Genomic DNA, 25807 nt, shown 5'->3' with positions numbered 1-25807 from the left:
CTGCGGCAGACAGCACCCCAAAGCCGAAAAAAAGGACGCCTAAGCGTCCTTTTCAAAAGCCTTTGGGCTAACAGATTTTATTGGGGCTCTACGCCCACTTTCTTGAACAGGGCGGCCCACTGGGGCACTTGTTGCTCCACCTTGGCCTGCAAGGCGGCCGGGTTGGCTTCCTTGTCCATGACCGTGGCTCCCAGAGTGGCCATGCGGCTTTGGAAGTCCTTGTCGGCCATACCGGCTTGAAGCGCTTTTACCAGGGTATCCACGACAGGCTGGGGTGTATCTTTCGGTGCCCACATGCCGTGCCAGATGCCTACTTCAAAGTCCTTGAAGCCGGATTCCTCCATGGTGGGGACGTCCGGGAAGGTCGGGACGCGCTCGCGGCTGGTGACAGCATAGACCTTCACCTTGCCGGATTTGATTTGCTGGGTGGTGTTGGTGGTTTGGTCACACATGATGTCCACCTGCTTGCCCATCAAATCCGCGATGGCCGGGGCGGTGCCTTTGTAGGGCACGGTCAGCAGTTCAATACCCAGTGCCTCAGTGAACATGGTGCCGCACAGGTGGCTGGCCGCGCCAATCCCGGCGTTGGCCAGGGAAACCTTGTCCTGGTTGTCCTTCAGGTACTGCACCAGCTCCTGAATGTTGTTGGGTGGGAAGTCCTCACGGGCAATGATGGTCATGGGAACGTCAACGACCAGGCCGATGGGAGACATGCCGTTGATGGCGTCATAGCCGGGCTTTTTGTATAGCGAAGGGGCGGTGGAAAAGCCGATGTGCATCAGCAGTATGTTGTAGCCATCCGGCTTGGCGCGGGCGACCTGGGAAGTGCCAATGGAGCCACCTGCCCCGCCTTTGTTTTCCACCACAATGGTTTCACCCAGAACTGGGCGCATGGCTTCGGCCAGAGCGCGTGCCACGTTGTCCGTGGGACCGCCCGCCGCAAAAGGCACCACCATATTGATGGGGTGGTCCGGATAACCGGCTGCCTGTGCGGTAACCGAGCAGGCCAAGGCCGCGCCCAGACTGACAAACAGCTTGTTTAATGCAACAGCCATAATGCCTCCTTGATAAGGATTACTTATTCTTTTGGGAGATACTTGGGTCCGGTCGCTCTGTGCTGCGAAGCGTTGCAGGAGTGGCTTTATTCTACTGAGGGTGGACGTGTTTCTTTTTCAGGTCTAACCCTAGTAAGGGGCCTGAATGGACTAGGGGAATATACGGGGGCTCGCATGGCGAGCAAGCCACAGCCAGAGGTTGTGGCTTGCCAAGGTGCCTGCTCAGGCAGAGGCCGGTTTATGCAGTACCGGCGTCAGATAGGCGATGATGGAAACAGTCAGTGCGGCGGTGGCGATCAGACTGCAGAAGATCATCAGGCCCTGGTCCAGACCCAAATGGTCGGCCAGCCAGCCCAGACCCAAAATAGGTAGGATGGCACCCAGATAGCCGGTGATCAGGTAGGTAGACGTCAGACCGGCACGCTGATGCGGGGGCGAGACACGCTGCACGATAGACATGCCGCCGTACATGCACAGGCCGTGGCCAAAGGCGGTCAGCAGCACGCACAGGATGAATAACAACGAGGAACTGGCCCACAGATTGATCAGCAAGGCGATACAGGCCAGGGTAAAGGACAGCAGGCCCACGATGACGCTGCGCTTGGCGGGCCAGCGGCGGATCAGCAGCTGAAAGCCCGAGGACAGGAACAGAATAATCCCGATGGAAAAGCCGCTGGTGGCCGGGCCGTGCCAAGGCACCATTTGCGCCATGAAGCTGGGCGCCAGAGAGGCGAACAGGCTGAACATGGCAAAGGCGCAACAGGCGGACAAACAGCCAATCAGATAGGGGCGGCGCAGATGGGTGGCGGGCAGTGTCAGGCGCGGCATCCAGGTGCGCCAGTTGGTCTTTTGCGGTACCGGCTGTTTGCTGGCAATGGGCTTGATCTGAAACAGGGCATAGATGGCCAGCACACCCAGGGCCATGGAGGGGATATAGCTGGAGAACAGTGGATTTGGCACCCACTGTGCAATCAGGCCGCCTACGACCGGGCCCAGGCCAAAACCAAAGGCCAGCATCAGTGAGGTGGTAGCGGCAGCGCGTTGCACGTCTCCGCCTCGGTTAAATTGCCCCAGGCCGATGGAGGCTGAAGTCACAATCATGCTGGAAGCCATCCCGATCATGATGCGGCTGAACACAAAGCTGCCTACATCCCAGGCAAAGGCGGACAGGGTTACGCCGCTGGTCACCAGAATCAGGCCGGTACGCAGCACGGGCATAAAGCCTTTCATGTCGCTCAAGCGGCCCAGAAACAGCAGGCCCGTCAAACCAGCGGCCATATAGGCCACGTACAGTTGGGTAATGTGACTGGCATTCAGGTCCCAGCGGTCCTGATACAGCGGGTATAGCGGGCTGGCCAGGGCCGTGCCCATCACCCCGATACACATGGCGATACTGATCCACACGTAGGGGTCCCACTTGCTCTTCTTGCACGCCGGGCGCGCAGCCGCAGGCTTGTCAGCAGCCTTTTGCTGGGCTGGATGGTTCAGGTTTTGTTCGACCCGTGCTTTTTGCAGGGTCTGAGCGGGGGCGCTGGCGTGAAAGTCCTTGCAGCTTTGGGAGTCTCGCCAGCTTTCATGCAGCACCCATTGTCCTGGGGGCTGGTCTTTGCGCAATACATCGAAGCGTAAACAGGCGCTGTTGGCTCGGGCTTGTTCAGCCAGCGAGTCTACATAAGCGGCCTGTGCCTGAGGGTCCAGATCGGTGAAATGGTAGTTTGTAGTGCGAAAGTACGTATCGCCCATACGGCGCAATCCTTGACAGCGAAATCATTCGGGACCATCAAGGATACTCTTTCGTGTCTGCACTGACATGGCAATTCGCTGACACTAGGCTGGCTGGCGTAAATCCAGATGTATATCAGCCACACGCACAATTTCGGCTTCGTGGTCCGGGTCGCGCCAGGTGTCCTGACAGGCCATCTGGTGCCAGCGCTGCATGGCAGGCAATTCCAGTATGCGATTCATGTAGTCCTGACAGGCTTCGTCCAGTTTCAGACCATAGGTTTGCAGGCGAAATACCACGGGAGCGTAAAAGGCATCGACGGCACTAAAGCGCTCTCCGGCCAGGAAAGGGCCGCCAAAACGGCTCAAGCCTTCTTGCCAGATGGTTTCCAGGCGTTCCAGCTCGCCTTGCAGACGCATGTCCTGCTGATGGTGGTGGGCGCGCAGGGCGACGGCAAAGGGGCAGAGATTTCGCAAGGAAGAAAAGTTGGCGTGCATTTCTGCACTGGCGCTGCGCGCCCAGGCGCGGGCAATAGGGTCTATGGGCCAGACGCCGGGATGCTGTTCGGCCAGGTATTCGGCAATAGCCAGACTGTCCCAAATGATTTGCCCATTGGTGTGTAGCACAGGTACTTGGCCCGCCGGTGCCATTTCATGGAAAGCCAGGGTGCTGAAGGAGGGGCCAAAATTGAACCAGCGTGCGTCAAAGTCTATGCCCAAGTGGCTCATTAATAACCAGGGGCGTAAGGACCAGGACGAATAATGGGGATTGCCCAGAACAAGGGTATAGCTTTTTGAGGGTTGCATGGCGGCAAGCTTTCACGAAGGTGATGGTGTTTGCACTTTAGTAGGCTTTGTTCTGCTTGGGTAGTACCAGTGCCGGCTTAGCGTTTTGGTATGCTGGTTTTTTTTGCGGATTTGGGGAGCGGTGTGCATGGCGTATGACCTGGAGAAACGGCTGGTGATTGGGCTGGCTTCCAGCGCTTTGTTTGATCTGAGCCAGTCCCATCAGGTCTTTCTGGAGCAAGGTGAGGCAGCGTATCGTGATTACCAGCTGGCGCGCGAGCATGAGCCCCTGAAGCCGGGCGTGGCTTTTTCCTTCATTCGGCGCTTGCTGGCCCTGAATGATCTATCGCCCGACGATCCCTTGGTCGAGGTCGTGCTGCTGTCCCGTAATGATCCCAATACAGGCTTGCGGGTGATGAATTCCATTCGCCATCATGATCTGGACATTACGCGGGCAGTGTTTCTGCAAGGGGGCGACCCCAGCCCTTACATCCAGCCGCTGTCCATCAGCCTGTTCCTGTCGGCCAATCAGGAAGACGTGCATCGGGCGGTGCAGCAAGGCTATCCCGCAGGTCAGGTTCTGAATTCCTCTTACGAGGATGCTTATGACGACCAGCCCATTCGCGTGGCTTTCGACTTTGACGGGGTGATCGCGGACGACGAGTCCGAGCGCGTGTATCAGCAGGAAGGTGGTTTGCCGGCCTTTTTCGAGCATGAAGTGCGTTTGGTGCAAAAACCGCATAATCCCGGCCTGTTACAGGCGTTTTTGCTGAAATTGGCGCACATTCAGGAAGTGGAGCAACGGCGACAGGAACAGGATGCCAGCTATGTGCCGCGTCTGCGGATTGCGATTGTGACGGCGCGCAATGCGCCGGCTCACGAACGCGTCATCAATACCATCCGCAGTTGGGGTATCGAGGTGAACGAGGCCTTCTTTCTGGGTGGCATTGAAAAACGTCGGGTGCTGGAGGTTTTGCAGCCCCATATTTTCTTTGATGACCAGACCACCCACCTGATTCCCACCGCGCAGACCTTGCCGTCCGTGCATATTCCGTTTGGGGTGGTGAACCATCCGCCGGCAAAAGTGGTGGTGCCGGAGAAAAAGAAAGGGCGAAAACAGGCCAAGACAAAGCCGCGAACTGATGCTTGATCAGGCGCGGCTTGGTTCCTGGGGGCACCCAGTCCTCAGACTTGGGCCAGGGCGCGGCTAACGGCGCGGGCAGCGGGCTGGATCAGGCTGGCTAGCGCTTCGGGGCTGATCGCCTCAAAGCGTTCCAGCGTACCCAACAAGGTCAGGCTGCCGAAGATACGTTTGGCATCATCAAAAATAGGCGCGGAAATACCGCCTATGCCCGGATTGATCTGCTCTTTGGTGATGCAATAGCCCGCACGGCGCAGTTCCTGCATATGGGCGGAAAACACCGGCCATTCCTTGCCCAGGCGCTGTACATAATCAATCTCCTGATTTTTCTCGTACAAGCGGCGCAGATGGCGGGTGGGCAGATAAGCCGTGACGATACGGGCTGTGGAGCTGCGGAACATATCCATGGTGCGGCCCCGGCCAAACAGCAGCTCGAAACGCTCCGGCCCGGTTTCCTGATGGGTGGTCAATATGCGTTCGCCATATTGCTGGCCGATCAGGACGTCCAGTCCGGTCTGCTCGACCAGCGAACGCAGCAAGGGGCGGCAACGGCTGACCAGCGGATCAAATTCGCGGATCAGCAGATCCATTTCTATAAACCGGGGCCCCGGCGCGTAACCTTCGGGACTGCGTATCAGCAGGCCGCTAGTGCATAACTCTTTCAGGTAGCGATAGGTTGTCGCGGGAGGGTAATTCAAGCGAGCGCAGATGGTTTCCACATCCAGAACCGGAGTGTCTGCACCGTACAAGTCCAGAATTTGCAGCATGCGTCTTAGACTATTCATGTGCCCTCGTAGAAGCGGAGTTGTTGGTTCTCTATTCTAACCATGCTGCGGCGTGTCAGTGGAGCGCAACATCGGGCATTGGCCGAGTCTACTGGTTTATACCTAAACCATCAGATTATTCAAAAATTATTCTCAGACTGCGGTAATAATCTGAGGCATAAGCGGGTCTGTTATGCATTTGCTTACACATGGCCTACTCCTTTTGTGGTGTCGGGTTCTACGCGGGCCCGGACCCGGTTTTTTTTTGAGGCGGACATGGATCAGGCTCAGCCCAGTCAGGTGTCTTTAGAGATCAAGAATGTGCTGTTCATCATGTGTGACCAGTTACGTGCAGACCACCTGTCCTGTTATGCCCCTGGGGGCGCATTAAAGACCCCCAATCTGGATCGCCTGGCCGCCATGGGTGTGCGCTTTGATCGTGCCTATGTGAACTCTGCCGTCTGTGGCCCGTCGCGGGCCTCGTATTACACCGGCCGCTATCCCTTGTCGCACCGGGTCACCTGGAATCGCGTTCCCCACCCCATCGACGAGCTGTATCTGGGCGATTATCTGGCCCAGTCCGGGCGAGACTGCCATCTGCTGGGCAAGACCCATCACGTGCCGGACCCGGCCGGTGCCAATGCCCGACGCTTCCAGGTTCAGCCCGAGGCGGCCGAGCGCTTCTGGCAAGGCGGCTTTACGGCGATTGAACGCTATGACGGTCACTTTGAAATGGGCCCGGATAGTGAATACCGCCAGTATTTGCAGGCTCAGGGTTACGACAGCGAGCGTCCCTGGGAAGACTATGTGATTGGCAGCCAGGATGCCCAGGGTCAGTTTGCCTCCGGTTGGTACATGCGTAATGCCAGCCTGCCAGCACGGGTACAGGCGCAGGACTCTGAAACCGCCTACTTCACCCAGCGGGCCATGGATTTCATCACGGCCAAAGGCGAAGAGCCCTGGGCCTTGCATCTGTCTTTCATCAAACCGCACTGGCCTTATAAAGCGCCAGCGCCCTACCACGATTGCTTTGGCGCGGAAGACGCCTGTACGCCCTTGCGTGCAGAGCACGAGCGCCAGAATGCACACCCCGTGCATGCGGCCTATCAGCAGCATGAAGAGTCCCTCTCCTTTGCCCAGGACGAGGTCTGGCGCACGATCAAGCCTGTCTATATGGGCCTGGTTCAACAGATTGATGATGCAGTCGGCCGTTTGCTGGACATGCTGGAACAGCAAGACCGCCTGAAAGACACCCTGATTATTTTCAGTTCTGATCATGGTGATTTGCTGGGCGACCACTGGCTGGGCGAGAAAGAGTATTTCTTTGAAAACGCCATACGCGTTCCGCTGATCGTGGTTGATCCACGGACTTCAGCGAATGTCACACGTGGTCAAAGCAGTGATGCTTTTGTCGAGTGCGTGGATGTCACCCCTACGATTCTGGATGCCTTGCACCTGCCCGCCCAGGAACACCGGGTGGAAGGCCGTTCGCTGATTCCCCTGTTGCACGGCCAGTCCGACTGGGCGCGTGAGTACACCGTGGCCAGCCTGGATTACGCCTATCGGGAAGCCCGCCAGATTCTGGGCCGTGGCGTGGATGAATGTCGTGGCCTGATGCTGCGCGATAGCGACTATAAATACATACATTGGCAAGGCTATCGGCCACAATTATTCGACTTGAAGCAAGACCCTGACGAGCTGCACGACCTGGGCGCAGACCCGGCGTATGCAGCGGTTTGTCGGCGTATGAAAGAAGGCCTGCTGGACTGGCATGACACCCTGAAAGGGCGTGCCAGCGAGAGCTGGGCTGCGGTAGAGGATCGTACCAATGCGCATGAGCGCATGATGAATATCTTGATTGGACGATGGTAAATGCGCTGCGGGGGGCTACCAGTCGGTGGCGGGCCGCAATCAATAACGATAAGGAGTGGACAATGAAGCAGCTTAAAAATACGACGCTGGCCCTGTTGTTGGCAGGTGTGGGTGCTTTGGCCCCGATGATGGCTCAAGCCGCCTGGCCGACTACGGACCAGGTGCGTATTGTGGTCCCCTACCCACCCGGCACCGAGCCTGACATTCTGGCCCGCGATCTGGGTGTGCATCTGAACAAGGCCACCGGCAAGGTCTTTGTGATTGAAAACCGTCCGGGCGCCAACGCCATTATCGGTACTGACAATATCGCCAAAGCCAAGGGGGACGGCTCGGCCCTGCTGATGGTCGATAGCCTGGCGGTATCGACCAACCCGCTGCTTTACAGCAACCTGCCCTACAAATGGGAAAAGGACCTGAAGCCGGTCACCACAGTCGCTGGCGTGAACCTGTATCTGCTGGTGCGTAATGATTTCCCGGCCAAGGACTACAAGGAATTTATCGCCCAGGCCAAGAAAGCCAATGGTGATACCAATGTGGGCACTGGTGGCCGTGGACACGTCACGCACCTGGGCATGGGCTTGCTGGCCCGTGAAGAAGGGGTGAACTTCACCTACATCCCTTACAAGGGCATGGCCCCGGCGACAAACGCCATTCTGGGCGGTGAGACAGATGCCATGCTGGTCGGTGGCATTCTGGCATCCCAGCACGTAGATGGTGGCAAGGTGCGAGTCTTGGCGGTAGGCGCTGACAAGCGTACTGAACTGCTGCCAAATGTGCCGACGGTGCAGGAAGCAGGTGGCCATGCCAACAGCATTCCGACGACGACTTTTGCGCTGTTTGCCCCCGGCACCACGCCGGATGACACCGTGAAAGAAATTCAGGAAAAGGTGGATGCTGCCCTGAAGACCCCCGAAATGCAGGCTGCCTTCAAGAGCCGTGGTCTGGCCCAGTTCTTCACCACCCCGGCCCAGACGCTGGAGCGCGTGCAGAACGACTCCAAGGTCTATTCCGAGCTGATCCCTACCCTGGGCATTCAGCCTGAGTAATGGGCTATCTGGCAGAGCCATACATCTGATCAGTAGCCTGGCTGCTGACGGTTATGGCTCTGTGAAGCCTCAAGGTTGGAAAGGATAAAAAAAACACCACACACGCCCCGTTCAGGTGAGGCCTGTGTGGTGTCTCTTGAATCTGGAAGTCGCTACAGACCAGGTTCAGAACGCCAAGCCCGCGCTATGCAGGGTTAGAACCGATAGTGTGGCCGGGCGGGCTGCGTTTTACTGATCGTTGTAGTCGTGCTGCTCGGAGATCAGACGCCGCAAGGTGGTTTTGAGGGCGCCGACATCCAGCGGTTGCAGGCGCTGCACCACTTCCTGCTCGTGCAGGCGGGCCTTGGCAATCAGGCCGGAGATCAGCGTCTGGCCTTCCTCGGTGATGCGTACCAAGGTGATGCGACGGTCCACATCGTGGGCCACGCGGCGCAGCAAACCTTGCTTTTCCAGGCGATCGAGCAAGCGTGTGACGGTGGGTTGCTTGGTGGTGGCAATACGAGCCAGATGGCCGATGCTCACTTCGCCCGCGCCGGACAGGGTGGACAGCACACGCCATTCGGAAATGGACAAACCGTTGCTTAGCACCACTTCATGGAATTCGGCAGAGATCAGCTGGCTTGCCTGGGCCAACAAGGCGGGCAGGTAGTTTTCGACAAAGACGGTGTCGTGTTCGGTGGGGCTCATGGTGCTTATTGTCATTACAGGCTAATGGGTGCCGCAAGGCAGCAACAGGGCTCACTATAACCAAGCTGTCCGCTCGCGTGTCGCAAATAATTTAGCTACTTTACTAGGGAAAACCATGAGAATGGATATGTTGAGATATAAACATATTCCGATGAAAATAAATGCTATGTTCACAATGAGCGGTAAGTAAGGAAAGAAAAATGGCTGAGCGATCGTTTGTCGAAGAAGTCAAAAAGCTGCGCCTGGGTGATGGAGACGTATTCAGTGGCGAAGGCATCCTGGCGGTGACCAAGGCCCTGCTGGAATCGGGCGTGTCCTACGTGGCCGGTTACCAGGGTGCGCCTATCTCGCACTTGATGGACGTGTTGGCAGATGCCCAGGACATCTTGCAAGAGAACGGAATCCGTTTTGAAAACAGTGCCAGCGAGGCAACGGCTGCGGCAACGCTGGCTGCATCGGTTAACTACCCGCTGCGTGGCGCCATTACCTTCAAGGCAACGGTAGGTACCAACGTGGCCTCGGACGCGCTGGCCAACCTGGCCTCCGGTGGGGTCAAGGGCGGTGCGCTGATCATTGTGGGCGAAGACTACGGCGAAGGCTCGTCCATCATGCAGGAGCGCAGCCACGCTTTTGCCATGAAATCCCAGATGTGGATGCTGGACCCCCGTCCCAACCTGCCCTGTATTGTGCAAGCAGTTAAAGACGGCTTTGATCTGTCCGAAGCGTCCAACACCCCCGTGATGTTGCAGCTGCGTATTCGCGCCTGTCACGTGCATGGTCAGTTTGTGGCCTCGGATAACCGCCGCGCCAAATTCACCATCAAAGAAGCGATGGAGCAGCCCACACGCGATATCAACCGTATCGTGTTGCCGCCCGCTAGTTTCCTGCACGAAAAAGAAAAGATCGAACAGCGCTGGCCTAATGCCGTCAAGTTCATCGAAGAGCGTCAGTTGAATGAATTCTTTGCTGATGGCACCGATGACGTCGGTCTGATCGTTCAGGGCGGTGGCTACAACACCGTCATCCGTGCTCTGGAGCATCTGGATATGGCTGACGTGTTCGGCGAATCCAAAGTGCCCATGTACGTGATGAACGTGGCCTACCCGCTGATCGAATCTGAAATCGTCCGCTTCTGTGAAGGCAAGCGTGCGGTGCTGGTGCTGGAAGAAGGTCAGCCCAACTTTGTGGAACAGAACATCTCCGACATCGTGCGTCGTCACAATGTGGACGTGACCTTGCACGGCAAGGATCTGTTGCCTCTGGCCGGTGAGTACAACACCGCCACCATGTTGAAAGGCCTGCGTGCCTTCATGGAAAAATACGAGCGCATTGAGCCCCTGCCAGCCCGCAAACCACGCGTGATCCCGATGAAAGTCGAGACCGTGGAGCGTCCCAAAGCTGAGCAAGCCAGCCTGGTGGAAGTGGAAGCGGCTGAAGTCAAACCCTTGGGCAGCCTGGACGAGAACGTTCACGCCCGTCCGCCAGGGTTTTGTACCGGCTGTCCCGAGCGTCCTATCTTTACCGCTTTGAAGCTGGTGGAGCGCGAGCTGGGCGAGCACCACGTGTCGGCCGACATTGGCTGTCACCTGTTCTCCATTCTGCCGCCCTTCAACCTGGGCAACACCACCATGGGTTACGGCCTGGGTGGCGCCGGTTCGGCCGCCTTGAACGTGGATTCGGACAAGCGTGCGATCTCGGTCATGGGTGACGGTGGTTTCTGGCACAACGGTTTGACCAGTGGTATTGCCAACGCCGTGTTCAACCGCAGCGATAACCTGACCATTGTGATCGACAACAGCTACACGGCGGCTACCGGTGGTCAGGACATTCTGTCCTCCAAGGCCAAGAACGAAACGCGCAGTACCGGTCACCTGATCGAGAAAGCCGCGCGTGGCGTCGGTGTGGAATGGCTGCGCATGATTCGTCGCACCTACGACTTGAAGACCATGACGGCAACCCTGCGTGAAGCCCTGACGACCAAGGAAAAGGGTCCCAAGGTGCTGGTGGCGCAAAGCGAATGTATGTTGAACCGCCAGCGTCGCGAGAAAGGCCAGGTGCGTAAAGCCGTGGCGGCGGGCGAACGCGTAGTGCGCGAGCGTTTTGGTGTGGACCCGGATACGTGTACCGGCGATCACTCCTGCATCCGCTTGTCCGGTTGCCCTTCGTTGTCGATTCGCCCCAATCCGGACGCTCTGCGTCAGGACCCCGTAGCGAATGTGATGAACAGTTGTGTGGGTTGCGGTCTGTGTGGTGAGGTTTCCCACGCGGCGATTCTGTGCCCGTCTTTCTACCGTGCACAAGTAGTCAGCAACCCGACTGGCTGGGACAAGTTCCGCGAAAAAACCCGCCGTGGCTTTATCGGCTGGTTGCAGCGTCGTGACGCTGCTCGTCGTGATCGTCTGGCCTTCTAAGCACACCCGTAGAGATTTTTATCATGCAGATCAAACCAATCAAGATTGCTATTTTGGCCATGGGTGGCGAAGGCGGCGGCGTGTTGGCCGACTGGATCGTCAACCTGGGCGAACAAAACGGCTACTTTGCACAGACCACCTCGGTGCCGGGCGTGGCCCAGCGTACCGGCGCCACGATTTACTACGTGGAACTGTTCCCGCACTCGGCCGCCGTGGATGGCAAAAAGCCTGTGCTGGCTCTGATGCCCATGCCCGGTGACGTGGACGTGGTGCTGGCTTCCGAACTGATGGAAGCCGGTCGCGCCGTACAACGTGGCCTGGTGACAGAGGACCGCACCACGTTGATCGCTTCCACCCACCGTGTCTATTCCATTGCCGAAAAATCGGCCATGGGCGATGGCCGTGTGGACGACAACGCCCTGATTGCGCACGCAACCCAGGCTGCCAAGCGCTTTGTGTACTTCAATATGGAAAAAGCGGCCGAGGATTCGGGCAGCGTGATTTCCGCCGTGCTGTTTGGCGCATTGGCCAGCACCGGCGTGCTGCCCTTTAGCCGTTCGCAGTTTGAACAGACCATTGAGCGTGGTGGTGTGGGCGTCAAACCCAGCTTGAAGGCTTTTGGTGCCGCTTACGCCCGTGTTGCGGAAGGTGATGCAGGTAAAGCCGATTCGGAAAACAAGCCGGTTGATATGGCGACGCTGGCCCCCCGCGACCCTGCGGTGGCCAAGCTGATTGACCGCGTCCGTGCCGAAGTACCCGCGCAGGCCCAGCCTATCGTGGTGGAAGGTGTGCGTCGTGTTCTGGACTTCCAGGACGTGGCCTACGCCAATCTGTACCTGGACCGCCTGAAAAAGATCAGCCAGTTTGCCCGCCCTGACGATGTGGCCCTGATCCGCGAAACCGGCCGCTACCTGGCGCTGTGGATGTCTTACGAGGACGCCATTCGCGTGGCTGAATTGAAAACCCGCTCCAGCCGTTTTGACCGTGTGCATAAAGAAGTGCGCGCGGCCGACGGCCAGATCGTGGCGATCAACGAATACATGCACCCCCGCGTGGAAGAAATCAGCGAAATCCTGCCGTTTGCCAGCGTAGGCCGTTGGTTGATGCGTCCTACCTGGGGCAACAAGCTGGTGAAATCCCAGACCAAATCCGGTCGTGTGATTCAAACCAGCTCGGTGCGCGGCTTCATTCCCTTGTACCTGCTCTCGGGCTTCAAGCGCTGGCGTCGTCGTACGTTGCGCTACCAGGCTGAGCAGCAGCGCATTGAAGGCTGGTTGAAGCAGATCGAGCAGGCTGCCGATGCCCATCCGGCCCTGGCTCTGGAAATTGCCCAGTGCCAGCGTCTGGTCAAAGGGTATGGCGATACCCATGCCCGTGGCTTGCGTAACTACCAGACCGTGATGTCGGCTCTGGAACGCAACCCCAGCACCTTGTCGCCTGCTATTTTGGGCGCCCTGCGCGATGCGGCTTTGGCTGACGAGCACGGCGTGAAGCTGGAGGCTGCACTGCGCCAGTACGCACTGGTGTAAGGGCAACACCGGGCCGCTTTCGGGCGGCCTTGGTGAAAACCCTTGAGGAAGCGTTTTTATCCCGCCAAATACTTTATTTCTAAAATATTCATAGTAGAATATAAATTCGGATTGGCACTGCGACCAAGGCCCTGAAAGCCAGACATCCCGTGTCTACTTGGCCACTTGTTCAAGCAAGAATATCCCGCCTGTTGGTCAAACTGAATTAGCCAAAGCTTGGGGGAAAAACAATATGAATCAAAGCGAAGCAGCACTCGAATTTTTGGTAGAACCGGCCGATGCCGGCTTTGAAGGCCGCGTCGGTCCCAAGGACCCCGCCAGCCTGAAATTGTGGTTGCGCATGCTGACCTGCACCAAGCAGATCGAAGACGAAATCCGTCGCCGCTTGCGCCAGAATTTTGATATTTCGCTGGCCCGTTTCGACTATATGGCCCAGCTGTATCGTTACCCGCAGGGCCTGAAGATGGGCGAATTGTCGCGTTATCTGATGGTAACCGGCGGCAATATTACCGGACTGACTGACGAGCTGGCCCGCGAGGGCATGGTGTCTCGCCAGAGCAGCCCCACCGACCGACGTGCTTGGGTGTTGCGTCTCACCCCCAAGGGCAAGAGCAGTTTCGAGGCGATGGCCCAGGCCCACAGCGACTGGATTGCGGAAATGTTTGAAGGTCTGGGCACGGAAGAGGTCGTGCACATCCATCAGCATCTGGGCCTGTTGCGGGTCCATCTGCAAAGCGCGGCTGGCTAGCATAAGGTGCATCTTGCCAGGCCTGTAAAGCCGGCAGGATGCGGATAGCGCCACGAACAGGCGCACAAAACACTTGCTAAAAAGGTGTCTACAACATGGTTTCCAAGCTGTACGAACAAGAACATCGCATCCGTTTTTCGGAATGCGATCCAGCGGGTATCGTTTTTTATCCGCAGTACTTTGTGATGTTTAACGACCTGATGGAAGCATGGATCGACTCCATGACCCCCGAGGGTTTTCACAACATGATCGCCAGCAAACGGGTGGGCATGCCCTCGGTGCATATCGAAGCCGAGTTCAAGTCCATCAGCCGTATGGGTGATGATGTGGTGATGAGCCTGGGTGTGGAACGCATTGGCAATAGCTCCTTGAAGCTGCTGTTGCGCTGCATCGGTAAAGACGGTGTGTTGCGTATGCAAGTGCGCCAGACCGTGGTGACCACCTCGCTGGAGACGCACCTGGGTATTCCTATCCCTGATTTCCTGCGCAACCCCATGCAAGAGTATGTGATTGCCCAGCCAGAAAGCAGCAAGGCTTGATCTAGTTTGAAGTAGTAGCAGGCAGTGTGCAGGTCAGGTATTTTTTTTGATTTAAATAGTTGACTTGTATAATATTTATTAATAAATATACTATGCTCAGAAGCATGTATTCAGACCATACGGACATATCATGAATATCGTATGTATTGGCGGAGGCCCAGCCGGCTTGTATTTCGGTTTGCTGATGAAGTTGCAAAACCCTCAGAACGAGGTTTTTGTCATCGAGCGCAACCGACCGTACGACACCTTTGGCTGGGGTGTGGTGTTCTCGGACGCGACCATGGAAAACCTGCGTGAAGCTGACCCTGTGTCCGCGCAGACCATCGGTGATGCGTTCAACCACTGGGACGACATTGAGTGCCATTTCAAAGGTAGCGCCGTGCGCTCCAGCGGTCATGGCTTTATCGGGATTGGTCGCAAGAAATTGCTGAACATCCTGCAGGCTCGCTGTGAAGAAGTGGGCGTCAAGCTGGTGTTCGAGACCGTGGTCACGGACGAAGCTGAACTGGCCCGCAAGTACAACGCCGATATCCTGATTGCTTCTGACGGCATCAACAGCGCCATTCGTACCCGCTACGAAGACGTGTTCCAGCCCGATATCGACACCCGTAACTGCCGCTTTGTGTGGCTGGGTACGGAAAAAGTGTTCGACGCCTTCAACTTCATTTTTGTTGAAACCGAGCACGGCTGGTTCCAGGCTCACGCCTACCGCTTCCAGGATGGCCTGTCCACGTTCATCGTGGAAACGCCTGAAGAGACCTGGCAGAAAGCCGGTATTGGCGAAATGTCGCAGGAAGAGGCCATTGCCTACTGCGAGAAGCTGTTTGCCGACCACCTGGATGGCAACAAGCTGATCAGTAACGCGACTCACCTGCGCGGTTCGGCCATCTGGATCCGCTTCCCACGCGTTATCTGCAACAAGTGGGTGCACTGGCAAGATTACGGCACCGGCAAGAAGGTTCCTGTGGTGCTGATGGGCGATGCCGCTCACACCGCTCACTTCTCCATCGGTTCTGGCACCAAGCTGGCTCTGGAAGATGCCATTACGCTGGCCCAGCACATGGACCACGAGTCCATGGAAGAGGCCCTGAAAGATTACGAAGCCGCTCGTAGCGTGGACGTATTGCGCATTCAGAACGCCGCCCGCAACTCGACCGAATGGTTCGAGAACGTGGCCCGTTACGCCAATATGAAGCCCGAGCAGTTCACCTACTCCATGCTGACCCGTTCGCAGCGCATCTCGCACGAGAACATGCGTATGCGTGACGCGGCCTGGCTGGAAAAATACGAGCGCTGGATGGCGACCGAAGCTGGCATGAAGCTGGCCGACGGTGAAAAGGCTCCCTCGCCCATGTTCACGCCCTTCAAGCTGCGCGATATGCAGTTGAAGAACCGTGTCGTGCTCTCGCCCACGCTGATGTACAGCGCCAAGGACGGTATGCCCGGTGCGACGCACCAGGTGCATTACGGCAGCCGCGCCATGGGTGGCGCTGGCCTGATCATGGCTGAAATGACGGCCGTGACGCCTGAAGGTCGTGTCACCCCCGGTTGTACCGGTCTGTGGAACGACGAGCAGGCCAATGCCTGGAAACCTGTGGTGGCTTTCGCCCACGAACAGGGTGCCAAGATTGGTGTGCAGCTGGGCCACGCTGGCCGTCGCGGTTCGACGCAGCTGGGTTGGGAAAAAGCCAATCAGCCGCTGGCTGAAGGCAACTGGCCTTTGGTGTCGGCCTCCGCCCTGCCTTACCAGGCTGGCGTCACTGCCGTGCCTGCCGAGATCACCCGCGCCCAGATGGACGAAATTCGTGACGCCTTTGTGGCCGCCGCCAAGCGCGCTGACCAGGCTGGCTTTGACTGCATCGAATTGCAAGCCGCCCACGGTTACCTCTTGTCCAGCTTCATCTCGCCACTGACTAATCAGCGTAGTGATGAATTTGGTGGTAGTCTGGAAAATCGCATGGCTTACCCGCTGGAAGTGTTTGCCGCTATCCGCGCCGTCTGGCCAGAGAACAAGCCCATCATGGTGCGTATCTCGGCAACAGACTGGGCCGAAGGTGGCAACACGGCGGACGACGGTGTGGAAATTGCCCGCCTGTTCAAGCAAGCCGGTGCCGATCTGATCGACGTGTCCTCGGGTGAAGTGGTGCTGGAGCAGCAGCCAATTTACGGCCGCATGTACCAGACGCCATTCTCCGACCGTATCCGTAACGAAGCCGGTATCGCCACCATGGCGGTGGGTTCGATCATGGAAGCGGATCACGCCAACAGCATTATTGCTGCAGGCCGTGCTGACCTGTGCGCCCTGTCGCGAGGCTTTCTGGCCGACGCGAACTGGCCACAACGTCAGGCTGCGGAGCTGGGTTACACCGACCTGGCCTGGCCCGTTCAGTACGAATGGGGCAAGGACTGGTTGCAGCGCCAAATCAAACGTGCGCCAGTGGCCCAGGACGGCCCTGCCAAGTCATAAAACACGAAAGGAGACAGCATCATGTCGGAAGAACGTTTTGACACCCACCGCGAAAGCGTGCTCGGTCGTGCAGATGTTGAGGACACGCCCGAATTGGTGAAGTACTACCAGGATTTGACTCAGTTTGAGGCCGGTGCTCTGTGGACCGTGGCCAACAAGATCGAGCCCTGGGAGCCCAAGTCCGAATCCGTGCCTGTGGTCTGGCGCTACCGCGACCTGCGCGATTACGTGTTGCGTTCGGTGGATCTGGTCAGCCCTGAAAAGGCCGGTCGTCGTGTGATTTACCTGAACAACCCCGGTCGCCAGGAAGTCTCGGCGGCGGTGGGCTGGCTGTACTCTGGTTTGCAGGTCATGAAACCGGGTGAAGCGGCTTCCGCACATGCGCACTCCTCCTCGGCCCTGCGTTTCATCATGGAAGGCCGCGGTGCCTACACCATCGTGGACGGCCACAAGATGACCTTGGGCGCCAACGACTTCGTGCTGACGCCTAACGGTTGCTGGCACGAGCACGGTGTGGAAGCTGACGGCCTGCCTTGCATCTGGCAAGACGGTCTGGACATTCCGCTGGTCAACGCCCTGGAAGCCGGTTTCTACGCGGTTCACCCGGATCTGACCCAGGCCATTACGCACCCCGTCAACGACGCGGTGGGTATCTGGGGTGGTCGTGGTCTGAAGCCCACCTTGCACGACTGGCAAAAACCGTACTCGCCCCTGCTCAAGTACGAGTGGGAGCCCACCTACGAAGCCTTGTCGGCCTACGCCAAGGTAACGGACGGCAGCCCCTTTGATGGCGTCATCATGGACTACATCAACCCGCTGACCGGCGGCCCTGTCATGGCCACCATTGGTGCCAGCATGCAGATGCTGCGCCCCGGTGAACACACCAAGGCCCACCGTCACACCGGCAGCATTATTTACCAATGCGCCAAGGGTGAAGGTTATTCCATCATCAATGGCAAACGCTTTGACTGGCGCGAACGCGACATTTTCTGCGTACCATCCTGGATGTTCCATGAGCACGTGAACGGCTCCTCGTCTGACGACGCTTGCCTGTTCTCGTTCCATGACCTGCCGGTGATGCGCGCCCTGAATCTGTACCGCGAAGAAGCGCTGGCAGAGAACGGCGGCCATCAGGTCCTGCTGTAAGACTACTTGTTTAACTTATTTGGACGGCCTGCCAAGGCGGGCCGACCCGATTTATTCAAGCCATCTGCACAAGATGGCCCAATCTGGAGATAGAAATGCGTCTTGTAACGTACCGTAGTGAAGTTGCTGCCGCTGGCCGCTTGGGTGCCATTGTGGGTGATTTGGTGGTTGACCTGGGTTACCTGGGCGACGCCACAGGCCACATGCTGCCTGACAATATGCTCGATTTCATCGACCTGGGCCCAGCCGCTGTGACCTCCACGGCTCGCTTGCTGGAAACCTACGCCGACGATATGCCTTTTGGTGTGGCGCTGCCTCTGGCCAACGTCAAGCTGTTGGCTCCTATCCCACGCCCACGCAAGAACATCTTTGGTATCGGCCTGAACTACGTGGAACACGTGGCCGAATCCAGCCGTACTCTGGACACCTCCAAAGAGCTGCCCAAGCAGCCCGTGATTTTCTCCAAGCCACCAACCACTGTGGTTGGCCCTGGCGATGCCATCGAGCACAACAAGAACATCACTCAGCAAATGGACTGGGAAGTGGAACTGGCCGTGATCATGGGCACCCGTGCTCAGCGCGTGGCCAAAGAAGACGCCCTGAAGTACGTGTTCGGTTACTCCGTCATGATCGACGTGAGCGCCCGCGACTGCCGTCGTGCCGGTCAGTGGATCTACTCCAAAGGCCAGGACACCTACGCTCCTTTCGGCCCCGTGATCGTGACCGCTGACGAGCTGACCGACCCGCACAACCTGAACCTGAGCCTGACTCTGAACGGTGTGACCAAGCAAAGCTCCAACACCAAGCACATGCTGTTCAACGTGAACGATCTGATCGCTGACATCAGTGCCGGTATCACGCTGGAACCCGGTGACATCATCGCTACCGGTACCCCAGAAGGCGTGGGCGCTGGCCGTGATCCTCAAGAGTGGATGTGGCCTGGTGACGTAGTGCACGCTGTGGTTGAAGGCATTGGCGAACTGCGCCACCCCATCGTGGACGTCACCCCCCAAAACTAAGTAAAGGAGAGCATGATGCTGGAATTGCGTCAGTTCAAGGCCGCCGCCGTTCAGGCAGCGCCCGTGTTCCTGGATACGAATGCGACTATTGAAAAAGTATGTCGCCTGATCAACGAAGCGGCCGATAACGGTGCCGAGCTGATCGCCTTCCCCGAAGTGTTTGTATCTGGCTACCCCTACTGGAGCTGGGTGATGAACCCGATCGACGGTAGCCCGTGGTTCGAGCGCCTGTGCAAATCGGCCATCGAAGTGCCCGGTCCCGAGATCCAGAAGGTTGCGCAGGTTTGTCGCCAGCGCAAGGTCAACGTGGTGTTGGGTGTGAACGAGCGCAGTCCCGTTGGCATCGGCACCATTTACAACACGCTGGTCACCATCGGCGCTGACGGTCGCATTCTGGGCCGTCACCGCAAACTGGTTCCCACCTGGGCTGAAAAGCTGACCTGGGCCAACGGCGATGCGTCCTCGATGCGCGTGCATGACACCACTATTGGCCCTCTGGGTGCCTTGGCTTGCGGTGAAAACACCAACACGCTGGCTCGTTTCAGCCTGTTGTCGCAAGGTGAACTGGTACACGTTGCCAGCTACATCGCCTTGCCCGTGGCACCGAAAGACTACGACATGGCTGAAGCGATTCGCCTGCGTGCTGCTGCTCACTGCTTTGAAGGCAAGGTGTTTACGGTTGTGGCTTGCTCGACGGTTTCCGAGGAAATCATCGAAGCCATGTCGGCCAGCCATCCTGAAGCACGTGATCTGCTGGCTCGTCCCAACAGCGCGTTCTCGGGCATTATTGGCCCCGATGGCCGCGTTCAGGGCGAAGCACTGATCGACAAGGAAGGCATTGCCTACGCCGACATCGATCTGTCGCGCTGCATCCAGCCGCGTCAAATGCACGACATCACTGGTCACTACAACCGTTTTGACGTGTTTGACCTGCGTGTGAACCGCAAGGCACTGACGCCCGCCCGCTTTTACGAAGGCGACGCAGCGTCCCAGCCAGACCTGAATCCTGCCGAGTTCTCCGTTCTGGACGACAAGGAAGCGTAAGAAGGTTCAAGACGGTCCCTTTCCCTGTGTGGATCGGGACCGTTTTTTGACGGGTCTCTTTGCTCAAGCGACCTGCTCAAAAAAAACCGCCGTGGCTTTGCCGCAGCGGTCCAAGATGCAAGCTGCCTTTGTAAGGAAGGCGGTGCCGGGCCTGAAGGAGCGGGCTGTTTTAACGGCTGGTCCCTATCCTGCGCCATGCAGGGCAGGCAACGATAACGACGACATAAGACCCAAGTAGGAGATGAAATGAGCGACACGAACCCATTGGCAGCCTTTATCCAGGCGATCGACAGCAAGCAGGTCCGTTTTGTGGATCTGACCCAGACTCTGTCTCCCAGCTTCCCCGCCTTGCAACTGCCTCCCCAATTTGGCCAGACTGCCGGTTTCTCGATTGAGCGCATCAGCCAATACGACGAAAACGGCCCAGGCTGGTACTGGAACAACTTCACCTGTGGCGAACACACCGGTACCCACTTTGACGCGCCTGCGCACTGGATTTCCGGCAAGGACCATCCAGACAACACGGTCGACACTATTCCAGTCGACAACTTCCTGCGCCCTGCCGTGGTGGTTGATGCTTCTGCTGAAGTGGCCCAGAACGAAGACTTCATTTTGACCTCCGAGTTCCTGTTGAACTGGGAAGCCAAGCATGGCCGTATCCCTGAAGGCGCCTGGGTGCTGTTTCGCACCGACTGGTCCAAGCGCGTGAACGACGCCGAGGCCTTCCTGAACATGCGTGAAGACGGTGCTCACACGCCTGGCCCAGCTCAGGAAGCGGTAGAGTGGATGATTCACGAGCGCAAGGTTCACGGTTTTGGCGTTGAAACCATCAACACCGATGCTGGCCAATCCTACTCCTGGCCTATTGGCTACCCTTGCCACACCCTGATGCACGGTGCCAACCGCTACGGTCTGCAGTGCCTGTGCAACCTGGATCAGCTGCCCCCTCAAGGTGCACTGATCATGTCGGCCCCGTTGAAGATTGAAGGCGGTTCCGGCAGCCCATTGCGCGTGGTCGCACTGGTTGCTCAGTAAGTAGAAAACGGTGGGGAAGTGGCAGAACTGTGTACCATGCGGTTCTGCTGTTTTCTCACCTAGTGGTTTTCCATTATATTCGGCAGTATATATTTATCCGTAAACTATTCATCAATAAAATAAATTCACAAAAGAATGAATAGAGATCCAGCCATACAGCCAGTCTTGGTGTCAGGCAGCCGGTTTTAGCGGAGACAGTAGACGAGCCTTACGCAGCCTTTTTCAGGTTACGCGATACCGTCCCATTGCCCCCTGCGGCGCTACATCATGCCACGGCTTGGCCTTTTTGGCTGGGTAATTGATGTAGTCATGCTCAATGGTAGGCACATGATGGATACTTTTGAACTCGTCATCCGGGACATCCAGAACGCATCCCCGCTGATTCGCAGTTTTACGCTGGAGCCTGCCCAGGCCGGTTCCCTGCCCGCGTTTGCGCCGGGTTCGCACCTGCAGGTACAGATTCCTGATCTGAACGATCACCGCTGCTATTCCCTGATTTCGCTGGACGCCGACACGGCACAGGGTCCGACCTGTTACCGTCTGGGCGTGCGCCTGGAAGACAACAGCTCGGGTGGTTCGCGCTTCATGCACAGCCTGAAAGTAGGCGATACGCTGCGCGTGGCTGGTCCCAAGAATGATTTCCCCTTGCATGCTGCCGCTGAAGGCGAAACCGAAACCGTGCTGATTGCCGGTGGTATCGGTATCACCCCCATTGCCAGCATGGCCGCTGCCTTGCATCACCAGGGCCGCCCTTATCAGCTGCACTATGCTGGTCGCAGTGTGGAACAGTTGGCCTTTCTGGATGAGCTGAGCGCCCTGTCCGGCCCGGCCCTGCGCCACTATGCGGACGATAGCGAAGGCCGTTTCTGCCTGAATACCCTGCTCGACGGTCTGTCCAAAGACCAGCATATCTACGTCTGCGGCCCCAAAGGCATGATTGATGCCGTGATCGAAGCCTGCAAGCAACGTGGCTGGCCTACTGACCATGTGCACTTCGAGCTGTTTGTGACGGCTGCTCCCCAGGAAGGCGACCAGCCGTTTGAAGTGGAACTGCGCCAAAGCGGCGTGACCCTGCAAATTCCCGCGGACAAGACCATTGTGGACGTGATGGAAGAGCAGGGCCTGGACCCCATGATCGACTGCAAGCGCGGCGAGTGCGGCGTCTGTACCTGTGATGTGATCGAAGGCGAGGTTGACCACCGCGACTACTTCCTGAGCGACTCGGAAAAAGCCAGCAACAAGGTCATCCAGATCTGTATTTCCCGCGCCAAGACCCCGCGTCTGGTGCTGGATCTATAAGCCCAAGGGCGACGGAGAACATGATGGAAAAGTATCGTGATAATCCCCAGGCCATCCGCGAATTGGTACGCGAGGCCGAGGTCCACAAGGATTTGTACATCAACCAGGAGCTGTTTGAACTGGAGATGGAGCAGTTGTTCGTCAATACCTGGGTCTACGTTGGCCATGCCAGCCAGGTGCCCAATAAAGGCGACTTCTACACCACGACGGTCGGTACTGAATCGGTCATCATGGTGCGCCATACCGATGACAGCATCCGCGTGCTCTACAACCGCTGCCCGCACAAAGGTGTGCAAGTGGCGGGCGAGACCTGTGGCAACACGGGCAAATTCTTCCGTTGCCCCTACCACGCCTGGACGTTCAAGACGGACGGCTCCCTGCTGTCCATCCCTTTGAAGAAAGGCTACGAGAACACCGGCTTTGAATGCACCGAAGGCAGCAAGGGCATGGCCGCAGTACAGAACGTCAAGGTGTACCGCGATTTCGTGTTCTGTCGTCTGGCCGATGAAGGCATTGGCTTTGAGGAATTCTTTGGCGAGTCTCTGAGCACCATCGACAATATGGTGGATCGCTCCCCCGAAGGCCGTCTGGAAGTGGCCGGTGGCGTGATGCGTTACATGCACCAGTGCAACTGGAAAATGCTGGTTGATAACCAGACCGATACCTGTCACCCCATGGTGGCGCACGAGTCCTCGGCGGGTACGGCAGTTAAAGCCTGGGAAGCGGCCCCTCCGGGTACGCCCAAGCCCATGGCTGTTGAATTGTTTGCCCCCTTCATGTCGCCTTACGAGTTCTACGAAGGCATGGGCATTCGCGTGTGGGAAAACGGTCACGGCCATACCGGCGTGAGCAATTCCATTCACGCTGATTACTCCGAAATCCCCGGCTATTGGGACCAGATGGTCGAAGCCTATGGTGAAGAGCGCGCCAAAGCCATTTTGGGCGATACGCGTCACAACACTTGCTACTTCCCCAACATCATGGTCAAGGGCCCGATCCAGACCTTGCGTTTGTTCAAGCCGCTGGCCGCTGACAAAACCCTGGTGGAATCCTGGACCTTCCGCCTGGTGGGTGCACCCGACACCTTCCTGGAACGCACCCTGATGTACAACCGCCTGATCAACGCCCCGACCTCCATGGTCGGTCACGATGACCTGGAAATGTACGAGCGTGCCCAGCACGGTTTGCAGTCGCGTGGTCGCGACTGGATGAACCTGGCCCGTCTGGTGGAAAAAGATGAAGACCAGCAAAAGAACGTGGTGATCAACGGCACCAGCGAAATGCAGATGCGCGCCCAGTTCCGCGCCTGGTTGAAGTTCATGCTGCCCGAGCAGCAGGCCAAGAAAGAAGAGGAATAACCATGAGCGAAATCAGCCGTCAGGCCCTTATCGATTTTGTGTATGCGGAAGCCCGCCTGCTGGATGAGCAGCGCTACGAGCAATGGCTCGACCTGTTCACCGAGGATGGCTACTACTGGATGCCGCTGGTGCACGATCAGCAGGACGCCCGTTTACACGCGTCCCTGATGCACGAGGACAAGCTCTTGCTGCGTATCCGTGTGGAACGTCTGGCAGGCCGCCGTACCTTTTCCCAGCAGCCCAAAAGCCGTAGCCATCACCTGCTCCAGCAACCCACTGTGGAAAGCATGGACGAGGAAAAAGGCGAATACACCGTGCGTTGCGCCTTCCATTACACGGAAACGCGTGGCGACAACCAAGATATCTATGTGGGTTGGAATACCTACACCCTGGTGCGCCAGGACGACGCCTTGAAGATCCGTCTGAAACGGGTGGATCTGCTCAATTGCGACGCGCCTTTCGGCAATATCCAGTTGTTTATGTGACAGGACAGGAGAATTTTTGATGGCCAACACCACGGTCTACCAGGCTTTTCGAGACACCGCCCAGAAATGGGGCGACAAGCCCTTTGTATGTACCCTGCCTGAGACCGCCGAGATCTACGGTATTGAAGCGGGCGAGCTGACTTATGGTCAGGCGCTGGAGCGTATCGACGCCTTGCGCGCCGGCTACGCCGCTGCTGGCTACGGCCACGGCCACCGCGTCGGCATCCTGCTGGAGAACCGCCCCGTGTTCTTCCTGCACTGGTTCGCACTGAACAGCCTGGGCGTGTCGATTGTGCCAATCAATCCTGATTTGCGCGCTGCCGAGCTGGAATACCTGATCGGCCATTCGGAAATGATCATGGCCATTGCCCTGCCCAGCCGTCACCAGGATCTGGTGGAAGCGGCTCAGCGTGCTGGTCAGCCTTTTGCCATCATGGCCGATGGCGATGTGCCTCCGATGGTGGAGCGCGCCGCCTCCCGTTCCTGTGACATTCCTGATGAAAACAGCGAATGTGCCTTGCTGTACACCTCCGGTACCACAGGCCGCCCCAAGGGCTGCATGCTGTCCAACCAGTACTTCCATTATGCTGGCGAGTGGTACCGCGACATTGGTGGTCTGGCTTCGCTGGAGCATGGCAAAGAGCGCATGCTGACTCCGCTGCCCCTGTTCCACATGAATGCGATGGCCTGCTCGACCATGGCCATGATCAAGACCGGCGGCTGCCTGATCTCCCTGGACCGTTTCCACCCACGTAGCTGGTGGGATTCGGTGCGCGAGTCCGGCGCAACCGTGGTGCATTACCTGGGTGTGATGCCTGCCATCCTGATGAAGGCCGAGGCCAGCGAAAAAGACCGTCAACACAATGTGCGCTTTGGTTTTGGCGCTGGTGTGGACCGTGGTCTGCATCCTATCTTTGAAGAACGCTTTGGTTTCCCCCTGCTGGAAGCCTGGGCCATGACGGAAACCGGCGCGGGTGCCAGCATCATCGCCAATCACGAGCCCCGCTTTATCGGCACCTCCTGCTTTGGCAAGGAAATGCCCGTGGTGGAAGTGCTGTTGCGCAAGGACGATGGCGAACCCGCTCAAGCCGGTGAAAACGGCGAATTGCTGGTGCGCTCGGCCGGTGACAACCCACGCTACGGCTTTTTCTCCGGCTACTGGAAAGACCCGGCAGCAACCGACGAAGCCTGGGAAGGCGGCTGGTTCCACACGGGCGACATTGTTTGCCGCGACGAACAAGGCTATCTGCACTTTGTGGACCGCAAAAAGAACGTGATCCGTCGCAGTGGCGAGAACATCGCTGCCGTGGAAGTGGAAAACATCATGCAGCAGCACCCGCTGGTGCGCTCCATTGCCGTGGCCGCCGTGCCCGACGCCATCCGTGGCGACGAAGTGATGGCGCTGGTGGTGCCGCACAACCCAATTGAAACCCAGGAACAGCGCGAACAGGCTGCCCAGGAAATGGTGCAGTGGGGCCTGACCCAGCTGGCCTACTTCAAGGTGCCCGGCTACGTTCTGTTTGTGGATGCCCTGCCGCTGACTTCGACCAACAAGATCCAGCGCGGTGAACTGAAAACGGTTGCTCTGGCTGCGCTGGAAAACCCGGCCTGCGTGAACACGAATCACCTGAAAAAACGTCAGGAGGCCTAAGCC

At 57.8% G+C, this 25807-nt stretch carries 21 protein-coding genes; 16 read left to right on the top strand and 5 right to left on the bottom strand.

Annotated features, from left to right (window positions below; translation table 11 throughout):
* Positions 1–77 precede the first annotated feature (77 nt).
* The 3 genes from OSH04_RS16635 to OSH04_RS16625 form a co-directional block, all read right to left on the bottom strand.
* The gene (locus tag OSH04_RS16635) at positions 78–1055 is read right to left on the bottom strand and encodes a tripartite tricarboxylate transporter substrate binding protein BugD (protein WP_035269381.1); all 978 of its coding nucleotides are present in this window, start codon (positions 1053–1055) and stop codon (positions 78–80) included.
* 222 nt (positions 1056–1277) lie between these two features.
* Positions 1278–2798, bottom strand: a complete 1521-nt coding sequence (locus OSH04_RS16630) for an MFS transporter (protein WP_115634709.1) — start codon at positions 2796–2798, stop codon at positions 1278–1280.
* A gap of 84 nt (positions 2799–2882) precedes the next feature.
* Positions 2883–3584, bottom strand: a complete 702-nt coding sequence (locus OSH04_RS16625; RefSeq protein ID WP_266108891.1) for a glutathione S-transferase — start codon at positions 3582–3584, stop codon at positions 2883–2885.
* 127 nt (positions 3585–3711) lie between these two features.
* Between OSH04_RS16625 and OSH04_RS16620 the strand changes: the two genes are divergently transcribed.
* Positions 3712–4713, top strand: a complete 1002-nt coding sequence (locus OSH04_RS16620) for a 5'-nucleotidase (RefSeq protein ID WP_083055291.1) — start codon at positions 3712–3714, stop codon at positions 4711–4713.
* A gap of 35 nt (positions 4714–4748) precedes the next feature.
* Here the strand turns inward: OSH04_RS16620 and OSH04_RS16615 are convergent, their stop codons facing one another.
* A complete protein-coding gene (locus OSH04_RS16615) occupies positions 4749–5489 on the bottom strand; it encodes an IclR family transcriptional regulator (protein ID WP_035269374.1) in 741 nt (246 codons plus the stop codon).
* A 255-nt stretch (positions 5490–5744) separates the two neighbouring features.
* Between OSH04_RS16615 and OSH04_RS16610 the strand changes: the two genes are divergently transcribed.
* Positions 5745–7340: a sulfatase-like hydrolase/transferase gene (locus tag OSH04_RS16610; RefSeq protein WP_266108889.1), complete on the top strand. Its 1596-nt coding sequence runs from the start codon at positions 5745–5747 to the stop codon at positions 7338–7340.
* 62 nt (positions 7341–7402) lie between these two features.
* A complete protein-coding gene (locus OSH04_RS16605) occupies positions 7403–8386 on the top strand; it encodes a Bug family tripartite tricarboxylate transporter substrate binding protein (RefSeq protein WP_009463828.1) in 984 nt (327 codons plus the stop codon).
* A gap of 228 nt (positions 8387–8614) precedes the next feature.
* On the opposite strand, the gene OSH04_RS16600 is transcribed toward OSH04_RS16605, so the two are convergent.
* Positions 8615–9073, bottom strand: a complete 459-nt coding sequence (locus OSH04_RS16600) for a MarR family winged helix-turn-helix transcriptional regulator (RefSeq protein ID WP_009463827.1) — start codon at positions 9071–9073, stop codon at positions 8615–8617.
* Positions 9074–9273: 200 nt separating this feature from the next.
* On the opposite strand from OSH04_RS16600, the gene OSH04_RS16595 reads away from it, so the two are divergent.
* The 13 genes from OSH04_RS16595 (at position 9274) to OSH04_RS16535 (ending at position 25804) form a co-directional block, all read left to right on the top strand.
* Entirely contained in the window at positions 9274–11484 is a 2211-nt protein-coding gene (locus OSH04_RS16595; protein WP_060186754.1) for a thiamine pyrophosphate-dependent enzyme, read from the top strand.
* 23 nt (positions 11485–11507) lie between these two features.
* Positions 11508–13013 (top strand): indolepyruvate oxidoreductase subunit beta family protein, encoded by a 1506-nt coding sequence (locus OSH04_RS16590; protein WP_035269365.1) that lies wholly within the window; start codon positions 11508–11510, stop codon positions 13011–13013.
* Positions 13014–13245: 232 nt separating this feature from the next.
* Complete coding sequence (locus tag OSH04_RS16585; protein WP_009463824.1) at positions 13246–13761, top strand: MarR family winged helix-turn-helix transcriptional regulator; 516 nt, start codon at positions 13246–13248, stop codon at positions 13759–13761.
* Between the two features lie 95 nt (positions 13762–13856).
* Positions 13857–14300 carry an acyl-CoA thioesterase gene (locus tag OSH04_RS16580; RefSeq protein WP_035269363.1) on the top strand — a complete coding sequence of 148 codons (444 nt, stop codon included), beginning with the start codon at positions 13857–13859 and terminating at the stop codon, positions 14298–14300.
* Positions 14301–14430: 130 nt separating this feature from the next.
* Positions 14431–16767 (top strand): bifunctional salicylyl-CoA 5-hydroxylase/oxidoreductase, encoded by a 2337-nt coding sequence (locus OSH04_RS16575; RefSeq protein WP_083055158.1) that lies wholly within the window; start codon positions 14431–14433, stop codon positions 16765–16767.
* A 21-nt stretch (positions 16768–16788) separates the two neighbouring features.
* On the top strand, positions 16789–17913 hold the full coding sequence (locus OSH04_RS16570) for a cupin domain-containing protein (protein WP_009463821.1): 1125 nt from the start codon (positions 16789–16791) through the stop codon (positions 17911–17913).
* Between the two features lie 95 nt (positions 17914–18008).
* Positions 18009–18932 carry a fumarylacetoacetate hydrolase family protein gene (locus OSH04_RS16565; protein WP_009463820.1) on the top strand — a complete coding sequence of 308 codons (924 nt, stop codon included), beginning with the start codon at positions 18009–18011 and terminating at the stop codon, positions 18930–18932.
* Positions 18933–18947: 15 nt separating this feature from the next.
* The gene (locus tag OSH04_RS16560; RefSeq protein WP_009463819.1) at positions 18948–19976 is read left to right on the top strand and encodes a carbon-nitrogen hydrolase family protein; all 1029 of its coding nucleotides are present in this window, start codon (positions 18948–18950) and stop codon (positions 19974–19976) included.
* A 246-nt stretch (positions 19977–20222) separates the two neighbouring features.
* Complete coding sequence (locus OSH04_RS16555) at positions 20223–21011, top strand: cyclase family protein (RefSeq protein WP_088451603.1); 789 nt, start codon at positions 20223–20225, stop codon at positions 21009–21011.
* Between the two features lie 330 nt (positions 21012–21341).
* Positions 21342–22310 (top strand): PDR/VanB family oxidoreductase, encoded by a 969-nt coding sequence (locus tag OSH04_RS16550; protein ID WP_115634869.1) that lies wholly within the window; start codon positions 21342–21344, stop codon positions 22308–22310.
* 23 nt (positions 22311–22333) lie between these two features.
* Positions 22334–23668: an aromatic ring-hydroxylating dioxygenase subunit alpha gene (locus tag OSH04_RS16545; protein ID WP_009463816.1), complete on the top strand. Its 1335-nt coding sequence runs from the start codon at positions 22334–22336 to the stop codon at positions 23666–23668.
* Between the two features lie 2 nt (positions 23669–23670).
* Positions 23671–24153, top strand: a complete 483-nt coding sequence (locus tag OSH04_RS16540) for an aromatic-ring-hydroxylating dioxygenase subunit beta (RefSeq protein WP_009463815.1) — start codon at positions 23671–23673, stop codon at positions 24151–24153.
* A gap of 19 nt (positions 24154–24172) precedes the next feature.
* Entirely contained in the window at positions 24173–25804 is a 1632-nt protein-coding gene (locus OSH04_RS16535; RefSeq protein WP_266108886.1) for an AMP-binding protein, read from the top strand.
* Positions 25805–25807: the final 3 nt, after the last annotated feature.

It is taken from the genome of Alcaligenes nematophilus (assembly GCF_026344155.1).
Lineage (GTDB): Bacteria > Pseudomonadota > Gammaproteobacteria > Burkholderiales > Burkholderiaceae_B > Alcaligenes > Alcaligenes phenolicus.
Note: the sequence above shows the minus strand (reverse complement) of the source record. Positions and strands in the feature narration are given on the sequence as shown.

What these genes read in the sequence shown, in the direction of transcription:
- OSH04_RS16635 (WP_035269381.1), bottom strand. Translation starts at nt 1,055, where the DNA reads ATGGCTGTTGCATTAAACAAGCTGTTTGTCAGTCTGGGCGCGGCCTTG.
- OSH04_RS16630 (WP_115634709.1), bottom strand. Translation starts at nt 2,798, where the DNA reads ATGGGCGATACGTACTTTCGCACTACAAACTACCATTTCACCGATCTG.
- OSH04_RS16625 (WP_266108891.1), bottom strand. Translation starts at nt 3,584, where the DNA reads ATGCAACCCTCAAAAAGCTATACCCTTGTTCTGGGCAATCCCCATTAT.
- OSH04_RS16620 (WP_083055291.1), top strand. Translation starts at nt 3,712, where the DNA reads ATGGCGTATGACCTGGAGAAACGGCTGGTGATTGGGCTGGCTTCCAGC.
- OSH04_RS16615 (WP_035269374.1), bottom strand. Translation starts at nt 5,489, where the DNA reads ATGAATAGTCTAAGACGCATGCTGCAAATTCTGGACTTGTACGGTGCA.
- OSH04_RS16610 (WP_266108889.1), top strand. Translation starts at nt 5,745, where the DNA reads ATGGATCAGGCTCAGCCCAGTCAGGTGTCTTTAGAGATCAAGAATGTG.
- OSH04_RS16605 (WP_009463828.1), top strand. Translation starts at nt 7,403, where the DNA reads ATGAAGCAGCTTAAAAATACGACGCTGGCCCTGTTGTTGGCAGGTGTG.
- OSH04_RS16600 (WP_009463827.1), bottom strand. Translation starts at nt 9,073, where the DNA reads ATGAGCCCCACCGAACACGACACCGTCTTTGTCGAAAACTACCTGCCC.
- OSH04_RS16595 (WP_060186754.1), top strand. Translation starts at nt 9,274, where the DNA reads ATGGCTGAGCGATCGTTTGTCGAAGAAGTCAAAAAGCTGCGCCTGGGT.
- OSH04_RS16590 (WP_035269365.1), top strand. Translation starts at nt 11,508, where the DNA reads ATGCAGATCAAACCAATCAAGATTGCTATTTTGGCCATGGGTGGCGAA.
- OSH04_RS16585 (WP_009463824.1), top strand. Translation starts at nt 13,246, where the DNA reads ATGAATCAAAGCGAAGCAGCACTCGAATTTTTGGTAGAACCGGCCGAT.
- OSH04_RS16580 (WP_035269363.1), top strand. Translation starts at nt 13,857, where the DNA reads ATGGTTTCCAAGCTGTACGAACAAGAACATCGCATCCGTTTTTCGGAA.
- OSH04_RS16575 (WP_083055158.1), top strand. Translation starts at nt 14,431, where the DNA reads ATGAATATCGTATGTATTGGCGGAGGCCCAGCCGGCTTGTATTTCGGT.
- OSH04_RS16570 (WP_009463821.1), top strand. Translation starts at nt 16,789, where the DNA reads ATGTCGGAAGAACGTTTTGACACCCACCGCGAAAGCGTGCTCGGTCGT.
- OSH04_RS16565 (WP_009463820.1), top strand. Translation starts at nt 18,009, where the DNA reads ATGCGTCTTGTAACGTACCGTAGTGAAGTTGCTGCCGCTGGCCGCTTG.
- OSH04_RS16560 (WP_009463819.1), top strand. Translation starts at nt 18,948, where the DNA reads ATGCTGGAATTGCGTCAGTTCAAGGCCGCCGCCGTTCAGGCAGCGCCC.
- OSH04_RS16555 (WP_088451603.1), top strand. Translation starts at nt 20,223, where the DNA reads ATGAGCGACACGAACCCATTGGCAGCCTTTATCCAGGCGATCGACAGC.
- OSH04_RS16550 (WP_115634869.1), top strand. Translation starts at nt 21,342, where the DNA reads ATGGATACTTTTGAACTCGTCATCCGGGACATCCAGAACGCATCCCCG.
- OSH04_RS16545 (WP_009463816.1), top strand. Translation starts at nt 22,334, where the DNA reads ATGGAAAAGTATCGTGATAATCCCCAGGCCATCCGCGAATTGGTACGC.
- OSH04_RS16540 (WP_009463815.1), top strand. Translation starts at nt 23,671, where the DNA reads ATGAGCGAAATCAGCCGTCAGGCCCTTATCGATTTTGTGTATGCGGAA.
- OSH04_RS16535 (WP_266108886.1), top strand. Translation starts at nt 24,173, where the DNA reads ATGGCCAACACCACGGTCTACCAGGCTTTTCGAGACACCGCCCAGAAA.